At 48.8% G+C, this 18,948-nt stretch carries 19 protein-coding genes and 2 tRNA genes; 12 read left to right on the top strand and 9 right to left on the bottom strand.

Features of this window, described 5'->3' with window-relative positions; all coding sequences use genetic code 11:
• Nucleotides 1-211 precede the first annotated feature (211 nt).
• The 3 genes from Q8M75_RS02725 to Q8M75_RS10105 form a co-directional block, all read right to left on the bottom strand.
• The gene (locus Q8M75_RS02725; protein ID WP_305485930.1) at nucleotides 212-1,636 is read right to left on the bottom strand and encodes a 3'-5' exonuclease family protein; all 1,425 of its coding nucleotides are present in this window, start codon (nucleotides 1,634-1,636) and stop codon (nucleotides 212-214) included.
• Between the two features lie 104 nt (nucleotides 1,637-1,740).
• A complete protein-coding gene (gene ppk2, locus Q8M75_RS02720; RefSeq protein WP_305485927.1) occupies nucleotides 1,741-2,646 on the bottom strand; it encodes a polyphosphate kinase 2 in 906 nt (301 codons plus the stop codon).
• Nucleotides 2,647-2,745: 99 nt separating this feature from the next.
• Entirely contained in the window at nucleotides 2,746-2,943 is a 198-nt protein-coding gene (locus Q8M75_RS10105; RefSeq protein WP_371131732.1) for a GDCCVxC domain-containing (seleno)protein, read from the bottom strand.
• Between the two features lie 33 nt (nucleotides 2,944-2,976).
• Here Q8M75_RS10105 and Q8M75_RS02715 point away from each other — a divergent pair, with 33 nt between their 5' ends.
• On the top strand, nucleotides 2,977-3,933 hold the full coding sequence (locus Q8M75_RS02715; RefSeq protein WP_305485925.1) for a hypothetical protein: 957 nt from the start codon (nucleotides 2,977-2,979) through the stop codon (nucleotides 3,931-3,933).
• Here Q8M75_RS02715 and Q8M75_RS02710 read toward each other — a convergent pair whose 3' ends face one another.
• Nucleotides 3,934-5,835: a PhoX family phosphatase gene (locus Q8M75_RS02710; protein WP_305485923.1), complete on the bottom strand. Its 1,902-nt coding sequence runs from the start codon at nucleotides 5,833-5,835 to the stop codon at nucleotides 3,934-3,936. It abuts the gene before it with no gap.
• 135 nt (nucleotides 5,836-5,970) lie between these two features.
• On the opposite strand from Q8M75_RS02710, the gene Q8M75_RS02705 reads away from it, so the two are divergent.
• The gene (locus tag Q8M75_RS02705) at nucleotides 5,971-7,086 is read left to right on the top strand and encodes a DSD1 family PLP-dependent enzyme (protein WP_305485921.1); all 1,116 of its coding nucleotides are present in this window, start codon (nucleotides 5,971-5,973) and stop codon (nucleotides 7,084-7,086) included.
• Between the two features lie 121 nt (nucleotides 7,087-7,207).
• Nucleotides 7,208-7,672, top strand: coding sequence for a CIA30 family protein (locus tag Q8M75_RS02700; RefSeq protein WP_305485919.1), 465 nt, complete (start codon nucleotides 7,208-7,210; stop codon nucleotides 7,670-7,672).
• A gap of 74 nt (nucleotides 7,673-7,746) precedes the next feature.
• Here the strand turns inward: Q8M75_RS02700 and Q8M75_RS02695 are convergent, their stop codons facing one another.
• The 3 genes from Q8M75_RS02695 to Q8M75_RS02685 all read right to left on the bottom strand — a co-directional run bounded on the left by Q8M75_RS02695 (nucleotide 7,747) and on the right by Q8M75_RS02685 (nucleotide 8,732).
• Nucleotides 7,747-8,355 carry a glutathione S-transferase gene (locus tag Q8M75_RS02695; RefSeq protein ID WP_305485917.1) on the bottom strand — a complete coding sequence of 203 codons (609 nt, stop codon included), beginning with the start codon at nucleotides 8,353-8,355 and terminating at the stop codon, nucleotides 7,747-7,749.
• Between the two features lie 53 nt (nucleotides 8,356-8,408).
• Nucleotides 8,409-8,621, bottom strand: coding sequence for a hypothetical protein (locus tag Q8M75_RS02690; RefSeq protein WP_305485915.1), 213 nt, complete (start codon nucleotides 8,619-8,621; stop codon nucleotides 8,409-8,411).
• A 34-nt stretch (nucleotides 8,622-8,655) separates the two neighbouring features.
• Nucleotides 8,656-8,732 (bottom strand) — tRNA-Arg (locus Q8M75_RS02685).
• Nucleotides 8,733-8,861: 129 nt separating this feature from the next.
• Here Q8M75_RS02685 and Q8M75_RS02680 point away from each other — a divergent pair.
• From Q8M75_RS02680 to Q8M75_RS02670, 3 genes are all read left to right on the top strand, one after another.
• Nucleotides 8,862-9,704, top strand: a complete 843-nt coding sequence (locus tag Q8M75_RS02680; RefSeq protein ID WP_305485913.1) for a class I SAM-dependent methyltransferase — start codon at nucleotides 8,862-8,864, stop codon at nucleotides 9,702-9,704.
• Between the two features lie 37 nt (nucleotides 9,705-9,741).
• Complete coding sequence (locus Q8M75_RS02675; RefSeq protein WP_305485910.1) at nucleotides 9,742-11,097, top strand: APC family permease; 1,356 nt, start codon at nucleotides 9,742-9,744, stop codon at nucleotides 11,095-11,097.
• Between the two features lie 88 nt (nucleotides 11,098-11,185).
• Nucleotides 11,186-12,031: a hypothetical protein gene (locus tag Q8M75_RS02670; RefSeq protein ID WP_305485908.1), complete on the top strand. Its 846-nt coding sequence runs from the start codon at nucleotides 11,186-11,188 to the stop codon at nucleotides 12,029-12,031.
• Between the two features lie 43 nt (nucleotides 12,032-12,074).
• Here the strand turns inward: Q8M75_RS02670 and Q8M75_RS02665 are convergent.
• A tRNA-Pro gene (locus tag Q8M75_RS02665) sits at nucleotides 12,075-12,151 on the bottom strand.
• Between the two features lie 61 nt (nucleotides 12,152-12,212).
• Here Q8M75_RS02665 and Q8M75_RS02660 point away from each other — a divergent pair.
• Nucleotides 12,213-12,626: a DUF6153 family protein gene (locus Q8M75_RS02660; protein WP_305485905.1), complete on the top strand. Its 414-nt coding sequence runs from the start codon at nucleotides 12,213-12,215 to the stop codon at nucleotides 12,624-12,626.
• 74 nt (nucleotides 12,627-12,700) lie between these two features.
• Nucleotides 12,701-14,830 carry a TonB-dependent receptor gene (locus tag Q8M75_RS02655; RefSeq protein ID WP_305485903.1) on the top strand — a complete coding sequence of 710 codons (2,130 nt, stop codon included), beginning with the start codon at nucleotides 12,701-12,703 and terminating at the stop codon, nucleotides 14,828-14,830.
• Here the strand turns inward: Q8M75_RS02655 and Q8M75_RS02650 are convergent.
• Nucleotides 14,827-15,525, bottom strand: a complete 699-nt coding sequence (locus tag Q8M75_RS02650) for a 1-acyl-sn-glycerol-3-phosphate acyltransferase (RefSeq protein WP_305485900.1) — start codon at nucleotides 15,523-15,525, stop codon at nucleotides 14,827-14,829. The two genes, Q8M75_RS02655 and Q8M75_RS02650, sit on opposite strands and share 4 nt — an antisense overlap.
• Before the next feature lie 165 nt (nucleotides 15,526-15,690).
• Between Q8M75_RS02650 and Q8M75_RS02645 the strand changes: the two genes are divergently transcribed.
• Genes Q8M75_RS02645 through Q8M75_RS02630 form a run of 4 tightly spaced genes read left to right on the top strand, consistent with a single transcriptional unit; the run spans nucleotide 15,691 to nucleotide 18,925 of the window.
• Nucleotides 15,691-16,512 (top strand): UDP-2,3-diacylglucosamine diphosphatase, encoded by an 822-nt coding sequence (locus Q8M75_RS02645; RefSeq protein ID WP_305485898.1) that lies wholly within the window; start codon nucleotides 15,691-15,693, stop codon nucleotides 16,510-16,512.
• The gene (locus tag Q8M75_RS02640) at nucleotides 16,509-17,537 is read left to right on the top strand and encodes a glycosyltransferase family 1 protein (protein WP_305485895.1); all 1,029 of its coding nucleotides are present in this window, start codon (nucleotides 16,509-16,511) and stop codon (nucleotides 17,535-17,537) included. Before Q8M75_RS02645 ends, Q8M75_RS02640 begins: the two co-directional genes overlap by 4 nt.
• Nucleotides 17,538-17,554: 17 nt before the next feature.
• A complete protein-coding gene (locus Q8M75_RS02635) occupies nucleotides 17,555-17,962 on the top strand; it encodes a diacylglycerol kinase (RefSeq protein WP_305485892.1) in 408 nt (135 codons plus the stop codon).
• 39 nt (nucleotides 17,963-18,001) lie between these two features.
• Complete coding sequence (locus Q8M75_RS02630) at nucleotides 18,002-18,925, top strand: GNAT family N-acetyltransferase (RefSeq protein ID WP_305485891.1); 924 nt, start codon at nucleotides 18,002-18,004, stop codon at nucleotides 18,923-18,925.
• Nucleotides 18,926-18,948 lie beyond the last annotated feature (23 nt).

Here is an 18,948-nt window from a genome sequence, read left to right as displayed (position 1 = left end):
GGAATCACAAACTCAACGGGTTTAGTAGGTTCCCACGCCAAAGCGGGGCTAGCAGCAAAGCCAGCCATGCCAACAACAATGGCAGTGGACAGTGCGGTGCGTTTAATCGAATGCTTCATGAATGCTCCTCCGGAAGAATGGACATCCATAGTCGCAATTTTTTATTAAAGCGTAAACGGTACTTACCCTAGGAGATAGGACAAAGCACTAATTAGGGGAATTCGACAGCCTCATGCCGATTCTGTGGGAATTCCAGGGCGGTAACACGCAAACCCAAATCCTTGGTTTTTTTAAGGGTTTTACGGATGATCTTATAAATATCCAGATCAAACTCGGGCCGGCCGTCACTTAGCAGTTCTTCCACTTCTGCCTCATTCGCTGCCGTTCCGAGGTAGCACCAATGGTCAAACAGATGCAAGTCGTCGCCCTCGTGGATGGCGATGGCACCTTGATAGGGCCAGGATGCGACTTTCAATTTGAGGAGCGCAGTTTTGAGGCGCAGATTGTGGATGGCTGCCGGCTCTAAGCCGATGCAGGCACCATTGCACTGCTTCACATGAAAACCAAAACAAGCCCCCTGCCCTTGCCGCTTCTCTAAACCTAAGATGGCCTCACACAGCTGATTCTTTTTAGCAATCGATTGCAGGCTCGCCAAGGCTTCCCGCTTGTTGTAAAAAAGACCATATAAGTTATCTTGTTTGCCAGGCTCTAAATCCTGGTGATTCACGAGCTGCAACTGAAGGTGCTCAGTAGACTCGATCAGCTGCCATGCGCACAAGTCTTTGGAGCGACGCAACTTGACGTTAAAGGTGGGTAGTTTTTCTTTAATCAGGCGCGATTCCAAAATCAAGGCGCCGAGTTCTCCAGCCGTCTCGATCCAATCAATATCACGGATCTGCATAGCAATCTTCATTTCTTTGCGATTCGTCAGCGCCGCATGAAAGTGCCCTTTCACGCGCGCACGCAGATCAATGCTTTTACCGATATAGAGAGGCTGACGATTTTCTGCGTAGAACATATACACGCCGGGGCGACTCGGAATCTCCTCTACTAGCGCTTTATCGATGTGAACTGGCAAGCTCGAACTACCCAGCAAATAATCCACTTCGGTTTGTAAGCGATCCAATCCAAACAAGCGAATGCACTCTTGCCAGAAGTCGTACAACAATTTGGCATCATCTAAAGCGCGGTGGCGATTGGCAACGTGCAAGCCATGCACCGCAATCAGGGTATCTAAATTATGGCGCGCCTGATTGGGGAATAAACGCCGGGATAGCTTTACCGTACAGAGCACCTTGGGCGAAAAATCAATCCCGACTTTTTTAAACTCGGCCTTAATAAAGCTGTAGTCAAAGCGGGCATTGTGGGCAATGAAGATCTTATCTTTGAGCTCCATATACAGCGCATTGGCAATCTCAGAAAACGGTGGCTGCGTGGCCACCATCTCGGGGGTAATGCCCGTCAGGTGTTGAATGTTTTTAGGTATATAGGTATCTGGATTGATTAAGCGCGACCATTCCGAAACGCCATCGGAATCAAGGGTCAGAATGCCAATCTCGGTAATGCGGTCGAGCTCTGCCCGAGAACCGGTGGTCTCAATATCAACAAAGGCAAAGACCGAATCGGTGTGTGGCATGAATACCTAATCCTACTGGCGTATGGCAAGCAGGATTTATACCAAACAATCGCCTTCTTCGTTTGGGGAGAAGAAAAGCCGCCGCTTAGACTAAAACAACTGTACTAGTAGACGTCGGGAACGTACATTTCCTTGGGTACTGGGCCGCGAATGTAATCCGGGTTATGTACGCGCTCAGGCAGAATAACCGCGGCGTGCTCAATTTCCTGATGGGGAATTTGATTAAGTAAATGCTGAATGCAATTGAGGCGAGCACGCTTTTTATCATTAGCAGCAACAACCCACCAAGGCGCCTCTGGAATGTGCGTCTTTTCCAGCATCATTTCTTTCGCTTTGGTGTAGTCCTCCCAGCGGCGACGGGACTCTAGGTCCATCGGGCTTAGCTTCCACTGCTTTAAAGGATCATGAATGCGCTGTGTAAAGCGGTTATATTGCTCTTCATCGGAAATCGAGAACCAGTACTTAATCAAAATGATTCCGGAGCGGATGATCATTTTTTCAAACTCAGGTACTGTATTGAGAAACTCGTGGTACTCCGCATCGCTGCAAAACCCCATGACTTTTTCAACGCCGGCTCGGTTATACCAACTGCGATCAAATAACACGATCTCACCTGCGGCAGGCAGATTGGCAATGTAGCGCTGAAAGTACCATTGGGTCTTTTCACGCTCGGAAGGCGCGGTAAGCGCAACAACCCGGCAAACCCGTGGGTTCAGACGCTGCGTAATACGCTTAATAGCACCACCCTTGCCAGCTGAATCACGCCCTTCGAATAAAACAACTACTTTGAGTTTTTTATGAACCACCCAGTCTTGCAACTTGATAAGCTCTTTTTGCAAGCGAAACAATTCACGAAAGTAAACTTGGCGGTTGAGGGCATTCGGTGAGTCACTGTCATCACTTAAACGCAGATCGTCCATCTCCAGCTCAAGCTCTTCATCGAGGTCATCGAGAATTTCTTCTTGGGCCCGTTTGTACCACTCAGCGAGTTCTTCCTGATTAATTGCCAATTGAACTTCCTCTAATGAATGTTCCTAATTTAATTGCGTTGTATGACACTGTTTTGACACACAATTCGGTTAAAAAGACTTAGAGCTGAGCCAAATGCCTTACAGCGCCAAATTTTGCTCAATCTGATTGCATGGCAAGTTTCCATAGCTGCACAAAATGCAACAGTCGTTTTTACTGGCCTTATAGGGTTTTTTACAATGCACGCAACGGTGAAATTGCGTAATAACCTCGGATGGGCTGGATAGCGTTTCGATTGAATGGCAAAGCGGGCATGTTAGAAACTGCAATGATTCCATCTTACTAATGTAACCAGGGAATATGTCACTTATATGAATAAAAACCCCCTTCAATGCGTTCGCATGATCTGCTTCATCAGTTTCGTATTGCTCGGGTGCGTTGCAAAAGCAGAGCCGATACGTTTTATCGCACTAGGCGATTTGCCTTACCGAACTAAAGATGAAGAGGCTTACTTTGCCTTAATTCAAGAAATTAACCGTCAAAAACCCCAATTTAGTATTTTTGTTGGCGACACTAAAAGTGGTGGTTCGCCCTGCAGTGATGCTTACCTGCGCAAAATACATGCCTCATTCAACCTGTTTGAAGCCCCCTTAATCTACACGCCCGGTGACAACGAGTGGACCGACTGCCATCGCCTCAATGCCGGTGGCTATGACCCGGTTGAGCGCCTGCAGTTTATTCGTGCCCTGCACTTTACCGACGCTAAAAGCCAGGGCAAAAATCCCATTGCACTCATTCGTCAATCTGATCTTCAGCCGCAGTTTTCCGAGTTTGTGGAAAACGCGTATTGGATTTCAGGAAAAACACTATTTGCAACTGTGCACATTGTTGGCTCAAACAATAATTTTGCTCAGCAAGCAGAGTATGTCCCCCGTAACCGGGCTAACTTAGCTTGGCTTGAAACGGTCTTTGCTGCTGCAAAGCAAAACTCCATCGATCACCTGGTCTTGGCTTTTCAGGCTGACATGTTTTATACGAGCAAATCAGCTACCTCGGATCAAAGCGGCTTGCGCGATAGCATTCTGCTAATGAATCGAAAGTTAGCTGAATTAGCTAAACCTACTTTAATTATTCATGGTGATAGCCATCGCCTCATCATTGATCAGCCCTTCATGGCGCCAGGAGGCAGTAATAGACGGCCCCTGCATCAGGTATATCGAGTGCAAGTCATGGGTGATGAACAAGTAGAAGCAGTAGAAATTACCATCGATGGCAGCAAGAACAGCCCGTTCTCATTTAGGCCTTTACTACTTTCACGCAAGCCTTAGCTACACGCCAACCGGTTTCCCATCCTCACGCCAAACTGCAATCGTTGCCGAGCGTGGTCTTGAGAATAAAGTTCGGTCTGGCCAATCGCTATTTGCTTTTGGTTTTTCTGGATTACTGCGCTCGCTGGGGCTCTCGCCCGGGTGCTGAATATTGATAAACATGGTCTTGTAGTCGGGCGTGAAATCCATTCCAGTGACTTCGCATCCGTTAGGGCCAATTAAAAAACGCCTAAATTCACCGCTAATGGGGTCTGCCGCAAACATCATGTTGTTAGTAATACGAGCGTAGGGGCCTTTTCCAAGTGCGCCCGATGATATATCGGTCTGCATCCACAGCATGCCACGCGGATCAAACCATAAACCGTCGGGTGAACCAAATACATCACCCTTAATATTTCCTTTTTGATTAGGGTCTTGTACCTCTGGATCGCCGGCCAAAACAAAAATTTCCCATTCAAACTGGTCACTGGCCGCATCCAGCTGATTGGGCTTCCAGCGAACAATGTGCCCCATTGCATTATTGGCGCGTGGATTTACGGCATTGAGTGGGAACTCTTTACCCCGCTGGTTATTATTCGTCAGGGATAAATACACATCACCGGCTGTTGGATGGACAGCGACCCATTCTGAGCGGTCCAATGGAGTTGCCCCAACGTGATCCGCCGCAAGGCGCGCCTCAATCAGAATATAGGCTTGATCCGGAAAGCCATTGGCCGGAGTTAAACCCCCTTGCCCATGAACCAATGGAATCCAGCGGCCTTTGCCACCCTCCGCAAACTGGCCTACATACAAAGTACCTTCATCCAATAAGGATTGATTCAGTTCGGGCCGATTAGCTTGATAGGCATGTTTACTAACGTAGCGGTATACATACTCTCCACGCTGGTCGTCACCCATGTACACCACTACTCGGCCATTTTTAGCTAGCGTGACTGCTGCTCCCTCGTGTTTGAATCGACCTAAGGCAGTACGCTTGATGGGTGCCTTATCTGGATTGCGTGGATCAATCTCCACCACCCAACCAAAGCGATTGGCCTCATTGGGATGCAGATCCGCATTAAAACGGGCATCAAACTCGTGCCAGCGATAACCAAAGCCTTTGGCATTAATACCAATGCGTTGCTCTTCCTTGGTGGATGCACCTGTTTTTACAAAGTAGCCATTGATATTTTCTTCACATGTTAAATATGTACCCCAGGGCGTCACGCCATTCGCACAATTATTTAAAGTACCCAATACCAACTTGCCATGCGGATCAAATGCCGTTTGCATGCGCGGGTTACCAGCAGCGGGCCCCGAAATTGCGCATGGCGTGTATGCCGTAATGCGCCGCGCGAAAGGACTGGATGTCACTTGCCACTGACCATTGGCTTGCTTCTGAATTTGCGCAACGGTAACACCATGCGCAGCCTGGCTTTTTTCTACCTTCTCAGCCGACCAGGTTTTCATGCCATCGGGATGCAATAAGCCATCGTCGGTGTACTCGTGATTTACCACCCACAAGCCACGGTCTGCGAAGCCTGCGTCGGGGAAGAATGCGCAGCCGTCGTGGTGCATGCCAAATTGCTTAGCCTGTTGCTGCGGAGAATTAATGACGTCATACGAAATCACAGGAAACTTGCCGTTGATGGGATCACCCCATGCCGCTACCACTGACCAGCGGTAACCTTTTGGTACCGCAATGCCATCGCTGGAACGCTCCAGGCCTACCGTTTCAAAAGTAAAACGGGGGGATTTGCCCCAGACCGATTTAGACAAACCTTGCGACGAACCATAAATAGGACTGAGGACAGCCAACAAAGCAGCACTTGACTTTAAAAAGTGTCGGCGACCAGAAAGGGATACGAGGTGAGTGCTGGAACCGTAAAGGGGATTAACAACAGGGTCATTAAATTCGTTCATACCGCGTCCTTTGATGAGTATGCAATCATCAGTTGCCTTCGTGTCAATATGATGACGTATTCAGGGCTGCGAAGCGAAGAACGTAGCTTTTATAAGAAATACCCTAAAATTTACGTTTTTAGTGTGGAATCCACCATGGCACCTTGGAAAGCAGCCCGCGCCGGCGATCACTTTGATGAGATCGATACGCCCGCTTTAATTCTGAATATGGATGCCTTTGAGCGCAACCTGGGGCTTCTGCAAAATGCATTGTCGGGCAGCAAGGTCCGCTTACGTCCCCACGCCAAAAGCCATAAGTGCCCTGATATTGCATTACGTCAAATTGCAGCAGGTGCAGTTGGTATCTGCTGTCAAAAAGTCAGTGAAGCGGCAGTCTTTGTTGCAGCCGGGGTTAAGGACATTCTGATTACTAACCAAGTAGTCGGCGAAAAGAAAGTGGCTCATGCACTTGATTTAGCGGAACAAGCGCGCATCGGTGTCTTGGTTGATCATGAAGATCAAGTTGCTGCCTTTGCTCAGGCGAGTAGCGCGCGCAAAATCAAGATCGATGTCTATATTGAAGTGGATGTGGGGATGGGTCGCTGCGGCGCTACTTCGATTGAGCAAGTTGTCGCACTGGCTCGTCTTATTGATCAAGCGCCCTACTTACATTTCATGGGCTTACAGTGCTACCACGGTAGCGCCCAGCATTACCGCCTCCCTAAAGAACGGCAAGATGCTATTGCGGCCGTATGTGCTAAGGCGGCTGAAGCGAAGGCGGCGGTTGAGCAGGCGGGCATCGCGGTAGAACGCATTACTGGCGCTGGCACTGGCTCGGTGATGCTGGAAGGTAGCTCATCGATTTTTAATGAGGTACAAGCAGGCTCCTATATTTTGATGGACCGCGACTATGCCAAAAACCAGCGTGATGCAGGTGACTTAGCGTTTGAGCACGCCTTGTTTATTAAAACCGCCATACTCAGTCACCCAACTCAGGGTCGCGCCGTGGTCGATGCCGGCCTCAAAGCATCTAGCGTGGACTCTGGGATGCCCCTAGTCTGGCAACGAACCGATGCAAACTACCTCAAAGCCTCGGATGAGCATGGCGTGCTTGAGCTCTCCGCAGAATCGCCGCTGAAACTTGGTGACTCCATCATGCTCATACCCGGTCATTGCGATCCGACTGTCAACTTATACGATGAAATTATTTGCGTTCGGGGCAATACCGTAGAGGCGGTTTGGCCCATCGCTGCGCGCGGTGCTTTGCTATAGTCTCAAGGCATTTAACTCCTGCATCGCATCTGCAAAATTGATTTCAAGAAGAAATTTTCTTTGCGCCTCGAGTGCTTCCCTTTTATGCTGGAGCGCACTGTCACGCGCACAAGGAGTTCGTATGGATTTCACTAACCCGAAAACGATGCGCGATTGCTGGGTTGTGAATGATGGCGTGATGGGAGGAATATCACAATCGACTCTTCGGCAAGATACGCAAGGTATGTATTTTGAAGGCCTGGTTTCCCTTGAAAATAATGGTGGCTTTGCCTCCATGCGCTCATCAGCCCAATTTCCCCCAGGAACTCAAGTGCTAGAACTGTTGGCCAAAGGGGATGGCAAGCAATACAAGCTCGTCTTACGCACTGCGATAGCGCCGCAGGTGAGCTATGTAGCCGATTTCATTGCTGAACCCATCTGGCAAACGCACCAATTTAATTTAAATCAATTTAAATCCACTTTCCGTGGGCAAGTCATTAATGCTCCCGCCCTATCCTTCGCTGATGTCATTGAGTTTGGCATTTTGATTTCAAATAATCAGGCTGGACGTTTTGCGATTCAACTAAAAACGCTTCAATCCACCTAAGCCGAGAAAAGCAGAGTCATGGCCTAAAGCTGCTCTTCTATACACTGCCACGCATTGAGTTAGTCATTCTTTGGTCAGTCTATCCAAACTGGATGTCGAGACATGATGGCATTGAATAGCTCCGATTGGAGATGGTTCGTAAGCCAATTTTTTAGGGCTGGGAGCGGCAATTGCGCAAACTGCTGAGGATTAACCATGGAAAACTGCCGAATAAATGGAAAAATGGCAATATCAATCCAATGCTGTGTATTGCCTAAAATATAGTGATTGGAATCCAGAGCCGCATCTAGCGGCTTTAGCATTAACGCTATTGCAGCATTGAGCACATCGCCTTGATTCAGATTGGGATGCCGATTGGGGTACTTATATTGATCAAGCAATACCTTGAATGGTCCATCATTCCGTTCAATCCAAATTTGAGCAGCTACTTCATCTATCCCGCCCCAGCTATCTGGGTCAGATTGCTGCAATGCCCATTGCATGATCTCTATACTTTGATCTAAAACAAGATCACCCACAATGAGCACGGGCACCGTACCTTTTGGGGATGCCATCAACATCGATTGTGGCTTATTACGCAATTGAATCTCCCTGTGCTCAACCTGAATACCGGCATATTGCAAGGTCATGCGAGCTCGTATTGCATAGGGGCATCTGCGATAGGAGTACAAAATGGGCAACATAGATTGAGGGGGTTACCTACCCAGTAATAGTTGAAGCCCAAGCCTGCAGAAAATTAATATGCCTTAATCGTCATATTTTCAATGCAGCTTGCCCTGTGCATTAGCTCCAATTGTTTCATTGCCGCAGAATCGGTCTTTTTGAGTTTCCCGCTCTCAATATCCGAATTAATATTGGCTTGAACGCATTTTGCTACTGCATCCTCACCTTTGCAGCCTACAAGAACGGTGGCGCTTAACGCAATACTAACGAGAAGTAATTTCTTCATTCAATAGGGCCTAAAAGTGTGATTTAAGCTTCAGTGGCCTGCCCAACAGGAGTCGAACCTGTGACCTACGGCTTAGAAGGCCGTTGCTCTATCCAGCTGAGCTATGGGCAGTATGTATCTGCAGCCCCCATTCTAATGGACATGGTTTACGGTTTTTGGCTTTTTTTGGGGCTTTTAATTGAATTAATTTATGATCGTACGGTTATTTCACTCAACCCATTAAACGCCCTTAAGCCCACTATGAAGAACGTACAACGACTCCTTTTTGCCTTTTCTCTCTTGTTTGCCGTTAGCCTTAGCGCGCAAGGCCTAACCGAGGGTGGCGACGATAAATACAAACCCAGCATTGGCCAAGAAGGTAAAGATGTGATCTGGGTACCTACTGGCGATGAATTGGTAACCAATATGCTCAAGATTGCCAAAGTCGGCCCATCCGATTTGGTCTATGACCTGGGTGCTGGCGATGGCAAGATTGCAATTGCAGCGGCCAAGCAATTCGGCGCAACTGCAGTTGGCATTGAATTTAATCCTGAAATGGCAGCGCTCGGTCAGCGCAATGCCGAACGTGCTGGCGTATCTAAGCAAGTCAAAATTATTCAGGGCGATATCTTTAAAGAGGATTTCTCCAAAGCAACGGTTGTCACCATGTACCTCCTGCCTGAGCTCAACCTCAAATTGCGCCCTACTATCCTCAAGATGAAGCCTGGTACACGCGTTGTATCGCATGCCTTCACCATGGGTGACTGGGAAGCCGATGCCGAAGTGGATAGTCCTGCCAGAGCCTATTTCTGGGTGGTGCCTGCCAACGTGGCTGGCGAATGGACTTTAACCAACTTTGATGCCCAAGGCCCTGCCACCTTAAGCCTGTCACAGCACTACCAGCGCATAGGTGGCAGTTTATTAATCGATCGCAGAAGCCAACCCCTGCTCAATGCAAAACTAACTGGCACCAAAATGGAATTCAGCTACAAAGACCGCAATGGCAATTTCCGTACAGCGCAAGTAACAGTCAATGGCAATACGTTGAAGGGTGACGATAAAGGCGGCTACGTTCAGAATGAATTTACTGGTGTCCGCCGCTAGGTACGGCCCTGCGTTTTTCAGCTTTTTAAGCTAGTTCATGAATAACCCCGCCAACACGGTGCCAGAGCGCCTGCTCTCGCGCACCGGTGCAATTGCCATCATTGTTGGCATTGTGATTGGCGCCGGTATTTTTAAAACGCCATCGATGGTCGCCGGCATTACGGGCGATATCGGCTGGATGATGAGCGTTTGGATCATCGGCTCGGTGATTTCCATGGCAGGCGCCCTGTGCTACGCCGAACTGGCAACTACCTATCCCCATGCCGGTGGTGATTACCACTTCTTGTTTAAGGCGTATGGCAAAAACGCGTCGTTTTTGTATGGTTGGGCCAAAGCCACTGTCATCAATACGGGATCGATTGCCTTACTCGCCTTTGTGTTTGGCGACTATATGACAAAGGTCTTACCCCTGGGCGACTACTCGTCTGTTATCTGGGCCCTACTGATTGTGATTGGTTTGACCTTGGTTAATCTGATTGGCATTCATGCGTCTGCAAACGTGCAAACCATCCTCACGGTTCTCGAAGTCGCAGGCCTGCTGGCCATCATCGTGGCCGGGTTTGGCTTAATGGGTGCTCCCTTACCTGCGGTAGAACATGCAGCCTTTTTCTCGAGCACGCCGCCGCTGGGTTTACTTGGCCTTGCCATGGTGTTTGTGCTGCTAACCTTTGGCGGCTGGAACGAATCCGCCTATATCTCGGCTGAAGTGAAAGGTGGCAGCAAGACAGTGGTCTATGTCATCGTCTTTAGTCTCTTGCTCATCACCATTATTTACTTACTAGTGAATTGGGCCTTAATTAGCGGCCTGGGTATGCAACAGCTGGCTAGCAGTAAAGCAGCGCCTGCCGATTTACTCGGCCTTGCCTTTGGCCCAATTGGTGAAAAACTCCTCGGCCTGTTTGTAGCGGTTGCGGCGCTCACCAGCATTAATGCCACCATGATTGTGGGCGCACGCACCAACTTTGCGATGGGCGAAGATTGGTATGGCTTACGTTTCATGGGACGCTGGGAAGCCAAGCGCGGCTCTCCTAGTTTGGCCTACATCGTCCAGGGAATTATTTGCGTTGCACTCGTGTGTTTCGGCGCGTTGCAGTCGGATGGTTTTGAGGCCATGGTGGAATTTACTGCTCCTGTGTTTTGGAGCTTCCTGTTCCTCGTTGGCATCTCAGTATTTGTTCTGCGCTTTAAGCATCCTCATACCAAGCGGGAGTTTAGTGTCCCGCTCTACCCCCTTACGCCACTCATCTTTTGCGCTTCCTGCGGGTATTTGGCCTATTCAAGCTTTGCGTATGCGCACAGCAAAGGAGCGGTGATGATTTCACTCTATGTCATGCTCGTGGGTGTGATTGCGCTGCTGTTCTTGCGAGCTAAAAAAGAGTTTCTTCCCAAATAGCTTAATCTTCCAGAGTTGCCTTGGATGACATTGAAGTGTCATCCAATTGGTCTAGTGTGACTTATTTGTCTTATAGTGTCCCTTACTCATGTTTGCCGCCCTTCGCATTCTCTTCTGCGTTTTTGCCTTCGCTCTGTCGTTTGGTGCACAGGCATTTGAACCGCTCAATACCGATGATGCCGCTACGGTTGGCCGCAACGTCAATCAAATTGAGCAATACATTTATGTTTTAAACAATAAGGCTGCCGAAGACATTTCCGTTATCAATAGCAACGGCGAGGAATTTAAGGGTCTTGGGCGAGCAACGGCAGCGCCGTTTACATACACCCGCGGTTTGAGTGAAACCGTTGAAGCGTCGTTTTCAAGCACCTACTATGCGAACCCAAATGGCAGCTACTCACCTCTTTCCAATTATGTACTGGGACTCAAGTGGCGTTTTTGGGGCGATGGTGAAAAAGGCTGGGCGTTTGCTGTCAAACCCACCGTTACCCTGCCCGCAACCACAAGCCAGCAAGCCGTCGGTATTGGATTTGCCAGAACTAATTACGAACTGAATCTCATCAGCTCCTATTATGGGGACCAAATTCATGTACATAGCAACGTAAGTTATGCCCGCAATCCCTACAACACCAATTACCCGGTCAGCGGCAGTATTGAGCCCTTACGTACCAATGCCTATGCACTTTCTATTGCACCCGTTTGGTTAGTGAATACGCGCTGGCGCTTAGCACTGGATTTTGGCATGGGCAGCAATATTCTGCTGAATGCAAACCGGTTTTCGGACTATGGAATGGTGGCCGCAATTTATTCGATCACCCCAGATGTTGATTTAGGCCTATCGATCATGCGCAGCGCGGCTAACTTTGGGACCGTATTCTCTGGATCGGGGATATATTCCTTACGATCGGAGGCAGGCGTAACGTGGCGTTTTTGAGGTGGATCAGACTCTTGGCAGAATTGATCAAGGGAAGGAAAAGTGGTCGGAGTACAAGGATTCGAACCTTGGACCCCCTGCTCCCAAAGCAGGTGCGCTACCAGGCTGCGCTACACTCCGACGGAATCGCTATTTTACACAGTATTGGGCGGACTAGCCATTTCCTGTACCATTTGGCCCTATGAAAGCCTTTTTTGCCACTCAAATCCAGCGTTCTGCTCGGGCTTGTCTAGCAATTGCCTTCCTTGTATTTAGTCTACTTGGTACCCATTGGCTCGGTTATGCGCACAGCATTGCGCATCCCCATACCGGTCAGCCTCAACTAACCCAGCTTGGCCCATCTGAGGTAGCCCTTGAGCATAGTGACTGTGATGCCCATCACCATGCAGAGGCATCGCACTCAGACCACATTAATGCCAATTGTTTGTTGTTTGATGCGCTCACCTTGGCCGGTTTTGTTTCAAGCGCAGGCACGGCTATCGCCGCGGCTCAAGCACTGGCGTCTGAACCTACTATTTATAGTGCCGTTTTTAATACCGGCGCAGTCTTAAGCCACTACCAATCCCGCGCTCCGCCGCAATCCCTCCAGTTGTAAATCCCTAAGCGGCAGCTATTGTCTGCCATGTACTGTTTCGCCACATCGATGCCGTGGCGCAATTGGAGTTTTTTATGAAGATGAATTCTCGATCGCTTTTAGCGAAGCGAAATGCGTTTGGCTTACTCAAATCAGTCAGCCTCACCGCTACCCTGACCGTCTCTTTCTCGGTGATTGCTTACGCCCAAAGCAGCAATAATCCCAATCTACAAATTGAAGCAACTGGATCACAAGAGAGCAACACCAGCATCCTCACGCCAACCAAGATTCTGCAAGGCAATGAGCTTCTGGATAAGCTGGGCACTACATTAGGAGCTACCATCGGGAATGAGCTGGGGGTATCCCAGACCGGTTATGGCCTTGGCGCCTCACGCCCTGTCATGCGTGGTCTTGATGGACCCAGAGTACAAATTCTGCAAAATGGTCTATCCGTTGGCGATGTCTCTGCCATCTCAGCTGATCATGCTGTAGCTAGTCCAGTTGCAAATGCGCGGCAGATTGAAATTCTGCGCGGGGCTGCGGCCTTAAAGTATGGCTCAGGGTCTAGCGGTGGTTTGGTTAACGTGATCAATGATCGAATCTTGACCAACCTACCAGAGCAGGCCACGGGGGCAGTGAATACCAGCTACGACACGGTCAGCAATGGCCGCGCTGCATCGGGCGTGATTGAGAGCTCGATTGGATCGGTTGCGGTTCATGTCGATACAGCCATTAACAATAATCAGAACTACCGGATTCCAGGAAACTCCATTCAAGGTGGACCGAATCAAGTCTGGAATATTCCCGGACATCCTTTTGAAGAGGCTCAAAACTTTACCGGCAAATTACCCAATTCGTTTAACAATCAAAATAACTTGGGTGTTGGCGCCTCTTATATTGGTAAATCGAGCTATACAGGCGTCTCGGTTGAGCGCATGAATAACAACTACGGCATTCCGACCGTGGAAGGCGGAATGATTGCGCAGTCACAGAATCGCTATGACTTTCAACACCAAACCCGTGATCCGTTTGCTGGATTCTCTTCAGTCAAGTTCAGCGCTGCGAATAGTAATTACAACCATACGGAATTTGCTATCAATCCAGATACAGGATACACACCGGCAGCGCTATGGAAAAACATCTCCAATGAGTTTCGCCTAGACCTAGCGCATAAACAATTTATGGGCTGGAAAGGAAGCTTTGGTGCTCAAGTAACACGGTCATCGCTTGAGGCGACAGAGATTGCAACCGGTAACTACGCCATCCTTCCTTCAACGAAAACCAATTCCAATGCCCTCTTTTGGATTGAAGAGGGTCGTTGGGGTGCGCTCCAAGGTAATCTAGGACTGCGATACAACGCGGTATCGCAAAACCCGAATCAAGTTAGCGAGTTTCAAAATCCAGTTGCTGAACCACAGCCTAACCCTGCAACGCCCAATTTAGAGAATCGCAACTTTAATCTTCTATCCTATTCGGCCGGCGGCCTATGGAACTTTAGTAACGGCTATGGCACTGGACTGTCGTATACCGTATCCCAGCGCGCTCCAAGCGCAGCTGAACTCTATTCCTACGGCATACATGAGTCGACTGCGACGTTTTCGGTTGGTAACTCGAATCTCAACAAAGAGACATCGCATAACCTAGAGTTCAATATTCAAAAGACGGTAGGCAAGGTACGTGGAAAGGTAAATGCATACCTGAATAAGTTCAATAACTATATTTATGGTTTCTACACAGGACAAACGGCTGAAGCGGCTGAAGAATTCTCGGTTGTCGTTGCGCAGCAAGCGGCAGCCACAATCAAAGGTGCTGAGGCTGAATTAACCTACAACTGGAATCAGTTTGGTAGCGGTGCCCGTTTGTTTGCAGATGCCTCCCAAGGGACTTTTGATGCGGGCGGCAACTTGCCTTTGCAACCAGCGCCACGGGTTGGATTGCAGCTAGCCCATCAGCAAAACAAGTGGCTAGCCAATGCCAGCTATACCTATAGCTTTGAGCAGAATCGATTAGCCTCTTGGGAAGTAGGCCCCACCCCCAGCTACAACTTACTGAACGCTGGTTTGTCGTACACCGAAAAGGTCAATAAGATCAGCTGGACCGGCTACGTGAATTTGCGAAACTTGCTCAACGAGCAAATCCGTTTTGCCACTACCCCAATGGCAGTGCGTTTGTATGCACCACAACCGGGGCGCAGCTTAATGGTTGGAGTGCGCGCGGCCTTCTAACGGGTATCGCGCAGTTGCGCTGTAATGAGGCTCTGGCTCAGTTCGGCCAGGGCCTTTCTTTCGTTGAGTGCGGGTAGTTTTTCACTAATGCTGATCTGGGCGCAAATGGGCGGGCTGCAAATCAGATTCCAAATCGAATCCAATAAGCCCATCTCACCAATAAAAGCCGGAGCCGTGGTCTTTATTCCTGTACGTAAATCATAATACTGAATCGCCAGACAATACACCGGCGCATTGGCAACAATCGCCGCCTCAAATAAGTTTGATTTAAAGGGGGCCACTTGCTTGCCGTCAGTTGAGGTGCCTTCAGGAAAGATACAAATGGCTTTTTGATTCAGTTGACTAGCTATCTCCTGCACCATATTGCGAATGCTATTGGGCTTACCCCGCTCAATAAAGAGAGTACCTAGCTGTTTCGCCATCCAACCAAAAAGCGGCCAACTCGCTACTTCGGATTTGGCGACAAAGTAATGGGGCTTAAAGGCATTGATCACATGAATGTCAATCCAAGAGATGTGATTGGCTGCCATTAAGTAATGGGTATCCATCAGGCGCTCTGCCCCGATAACGCTAAGCCGCATCTTAAAGATGCCAAGCAGCTGCTTGCACCAGTGGCGAATCGATCGATGCCGTTGCTCGGCTTTAAGCCAGGGAAATACCAGCAGCAAAATCAAGCAGCCCTTCAGGAGATGCAAGATGATTTTCAGTATGGTAAGAAAACGGCTTAAAGTCATATCAAGAAACGAAAATATGATGCGCTCTGAAATTAGGAATGCAATTAGCATACTAAGCCAGTAAGTCATAAAAATGACATCAAATTGTCATGAAGCCTACACATGGCGATGGCTTAATACTCATCAATGACGCACTACCGAGCCATCTGGATTTCAGACGTGCACCTGGGTACATCCGGTTGCCAGGCGAACTACCTCCTCGATTTTTTAAAACACAACGAAGCCGACACCTTTTACTTGGTGGGCGACATTATCGATGGTTGGCGCCTCAAGAAATCCATCTATTGGCCACAAACCCACAATGACGTGGTGCAGAAGTTGCTGCGCAAAGCCCGTAAAGGTGCCAATGTGTATTTTATTCCGGGTAATCATGATGAAAGCGCACGCCAATACATTGGCATGTCCTTTGGCGATATTCAGGTGGTGGAAGAGATTATTCATACCACTGTGGATGGCAAGAAGCTCTGGGTTACGCATGGCGATCTATTCGATGGCGTAATGCAATACGCTAAATGGCTGGCCTACGTCGGCGATAACCTGTACTCCCTCATTTTGTGCATGAACCGTTACTTTAATTTGGTGCGCATCAAAATGGGTCTGCAGTATTGGTCTTTGTCGCAGTATTTAAAGCACCAAGTGAAGAATGCGGTCAGCTACATTGCTGACTTTGAGCACATCATGGCCCGGGAAGCACGCATGCGCAATTGCGATGGCGTTGTCTGTGGGCATATTCACAAAGCTGAAATTCGGGAAATCGATGGTTTGATTTATTGCAACGACGGCGATTGGGTCGAAAGCCTAAGTGCCCTGGTCGAAACCACCGAAGGCGAACTCAAACTCGTCTTTTGGAAAACCATCTTGGGGGATCCCGCTCCCAGCATCGCGAATGCCGAACAGTTAAATACACAAACGCGTATTACCCCATCACTTGAAGAGGCTCTAGTATGAAAATAATGATCGTAACCGACGCCTGGGAACCCCAGGTCAATGGAGTTGTTCGTACCCTCAAGCAAACCTGCCATGAACTACGGCTAATGGGACATGAGATTGAGATGATTACGCCCAAGCAATTTAAAACGATTCCTTGCCCTACCTATCCGGATATCTCTTTATCGCTATTTCCCGGTAAAGGTGTAGCACGCAAAATCAAGGATTTTGAACCCGATGCAATTCATATTGCTACTGAAGGTCCCCTTGGTTTATCCGCACGGGCTTACGCAGTGCGCAACCGCCTGCCCTTCTCTACCGCATACCACACACGCTTTCCAGAATACGTTCATGCGCGCACCGGTATTCCAATCGCGTGGACCTATGCGTTTTTGCGTTGGTTTCATGGCCCATCGATGGCAGTCATGGCGCCTACCATCGTCGTCAAAGATGATCTGGAGAAATTTGGCTTTACCAATGTTGTTCTGTGGTCTCGCGGGGTAGACACTGAGGTGTTTCATATGCAAGAGTCAAAGGCCCTCAATTCAGCCCACCCGATTTTCTTATACGTGGGTCGGGTTGCCATTGAAAAGAACATCAATGCATTCTTAGAGATTGATCTACCCGGCTCAAAATGGGTCGTGGGCGATGGCCCTGCCATGGCGAAAATCAAGCAGCAATATCCGAATGTCAATTATTTAGGCGTTTTAAATCAGCCTGAATTAGCCAAGGTCTACGCAGCCGCGGATGTCTTTGTCTTTCCGAGCAAAACAGATACGTTTGGCTTGGTCTTGCTAGAGGCCATGGCCTGCGGTACCCCAGTGGCAGCCTACCCCGTTACTGGCCCCATTGATGTACTTGGCGACTCTCCTGCAGGCGCAATGAATGAGGATTTACGCACTGCCTGCCTAGCCGCCCTCAAGATTCCGCGTGAAGTAGCGAGGGCACATGCCGAGCGCTTTTCCTGGAGAGCTTCGACGGAGCAGTTTGCAAGGCACTTAAAGCCCGTAGTAAGCGCTGCGGTACACCGCACTGCCCTAGCTTAAGAAAATCGAGTTTTTAATTGAAAAATACTTACCACATTGATCAAAATCCGCACAAAGGCAATCGCGGATTGGTTCGTGCATGGCATGCTGCGAAAAACTCGTGGCATGGGTTGGTATTTGCTTTTAAAGAAGAAAGTGCGTTTCGACAAGAGCTGACTCTGTTTGTATTGCTGACACCCATTGCACTTGTATTGCCGGTATCGCTCTTTGAAAAGGCCATTTTAATTTGCTCCCTTGTGCTCGTGATGGCAATCGAATTACTCAATTCCAGCGTTGAGGCGGCGATCGATCGCATCTCCTTTGAGCACCATGATTTATCCAAACGCGCCAAGGATTTTGGCTCTGCCGCGGTGATGCTAGCGCTGCTTATCTCCTTTATTTTATGGCTCTGCGTATGCCTCCCACTCTTCACCAAACTGTCATAAACGCAATTTACAGTTAATTCTACTTTTATAAGGTTTTCTATGTCAGACATGCCCAATCCATTCGCTCCATTCGATGTGTTTTTTAAAAGCACGACGACCGTAGAGCGCAAGAAAAAAATCCATCCAATTAAAAAATTGCTTTCCAGAAAAATTGCTAAGCGTTTATTTGGTAAAGCATTTGCCCAGCGTACCCGGGCTGAATTGCAGTCCACCCCTGAAATTGCCCGCCCAGTTAGCAAATCAAAGCGTCCTGCACTGCAGGTATCGTGGGCTAAAGATGCGGGTGAAATTCAAGAGGCGCAGCGCTTGCGCTTTAAGGTATTCGCAGAGGAGATGGGTGCTACACTTTCGCCAAATGCAGAAGGTCTAGACGTTGATGAGTTTGATGCCTATTGCGACCACCTGATCATTCGCGATCAAGACACCTTACGAGTTGTGGGTACCTACCGGGTTCTACCGCCTCATAAAGCCCAAGAAATCGGTAAGCTCTATTCAGATTCCGAATTTGATCTTTCCCGTTTGGAGCATTTACGCCCCAAGATGGTTGAAGTAGGTCGTTCTTGCGTACACCAAGACTACCGTTCCGGTGCCGTGATCATGGCTCTGTGGAGTGGCCTTGCTGAATACATGCTGAAAAACAATTATGAAATCATGTTGGGCTGCGCTAGTATCCCGATGTCCGATGGCGGCCACTTTGCTGCTAGCCTCTACAACGGACTGAGTGCCGATCAAATGGCGCCAATTGAATGCCATGGCTTTCCAAAAGTACCATTGCCGCTCGCTCGCCTTAATGGTGGACTTGAGGTGGAGGCGCCCCCATTGATTAAAGGTTACCTGAAGCTGGGGGCAAAAATTTGCAGTGCACCAGCTTGGGATCCGGACTTTAATACTGCCGATCTATTAACGATGTTGCGCTTATCGGAAATCAATCCCCGCTATGCCAAGCATTTTTTGGGCAAATAAACTGGGGGCTTCAGTCGCGGGCT

It is taken from the genome of Polynucleobacter sp. (assembly GCF_030693775.1).
GTDB lineage: Bacteria > Pseudomonadota > Gammaproteobacteria > Burkholderiales > Burkholderiaceae > Polynucleobacter.
This window is presented reverse-complemented; position numbering and strand designations above follow the sequence as displayed.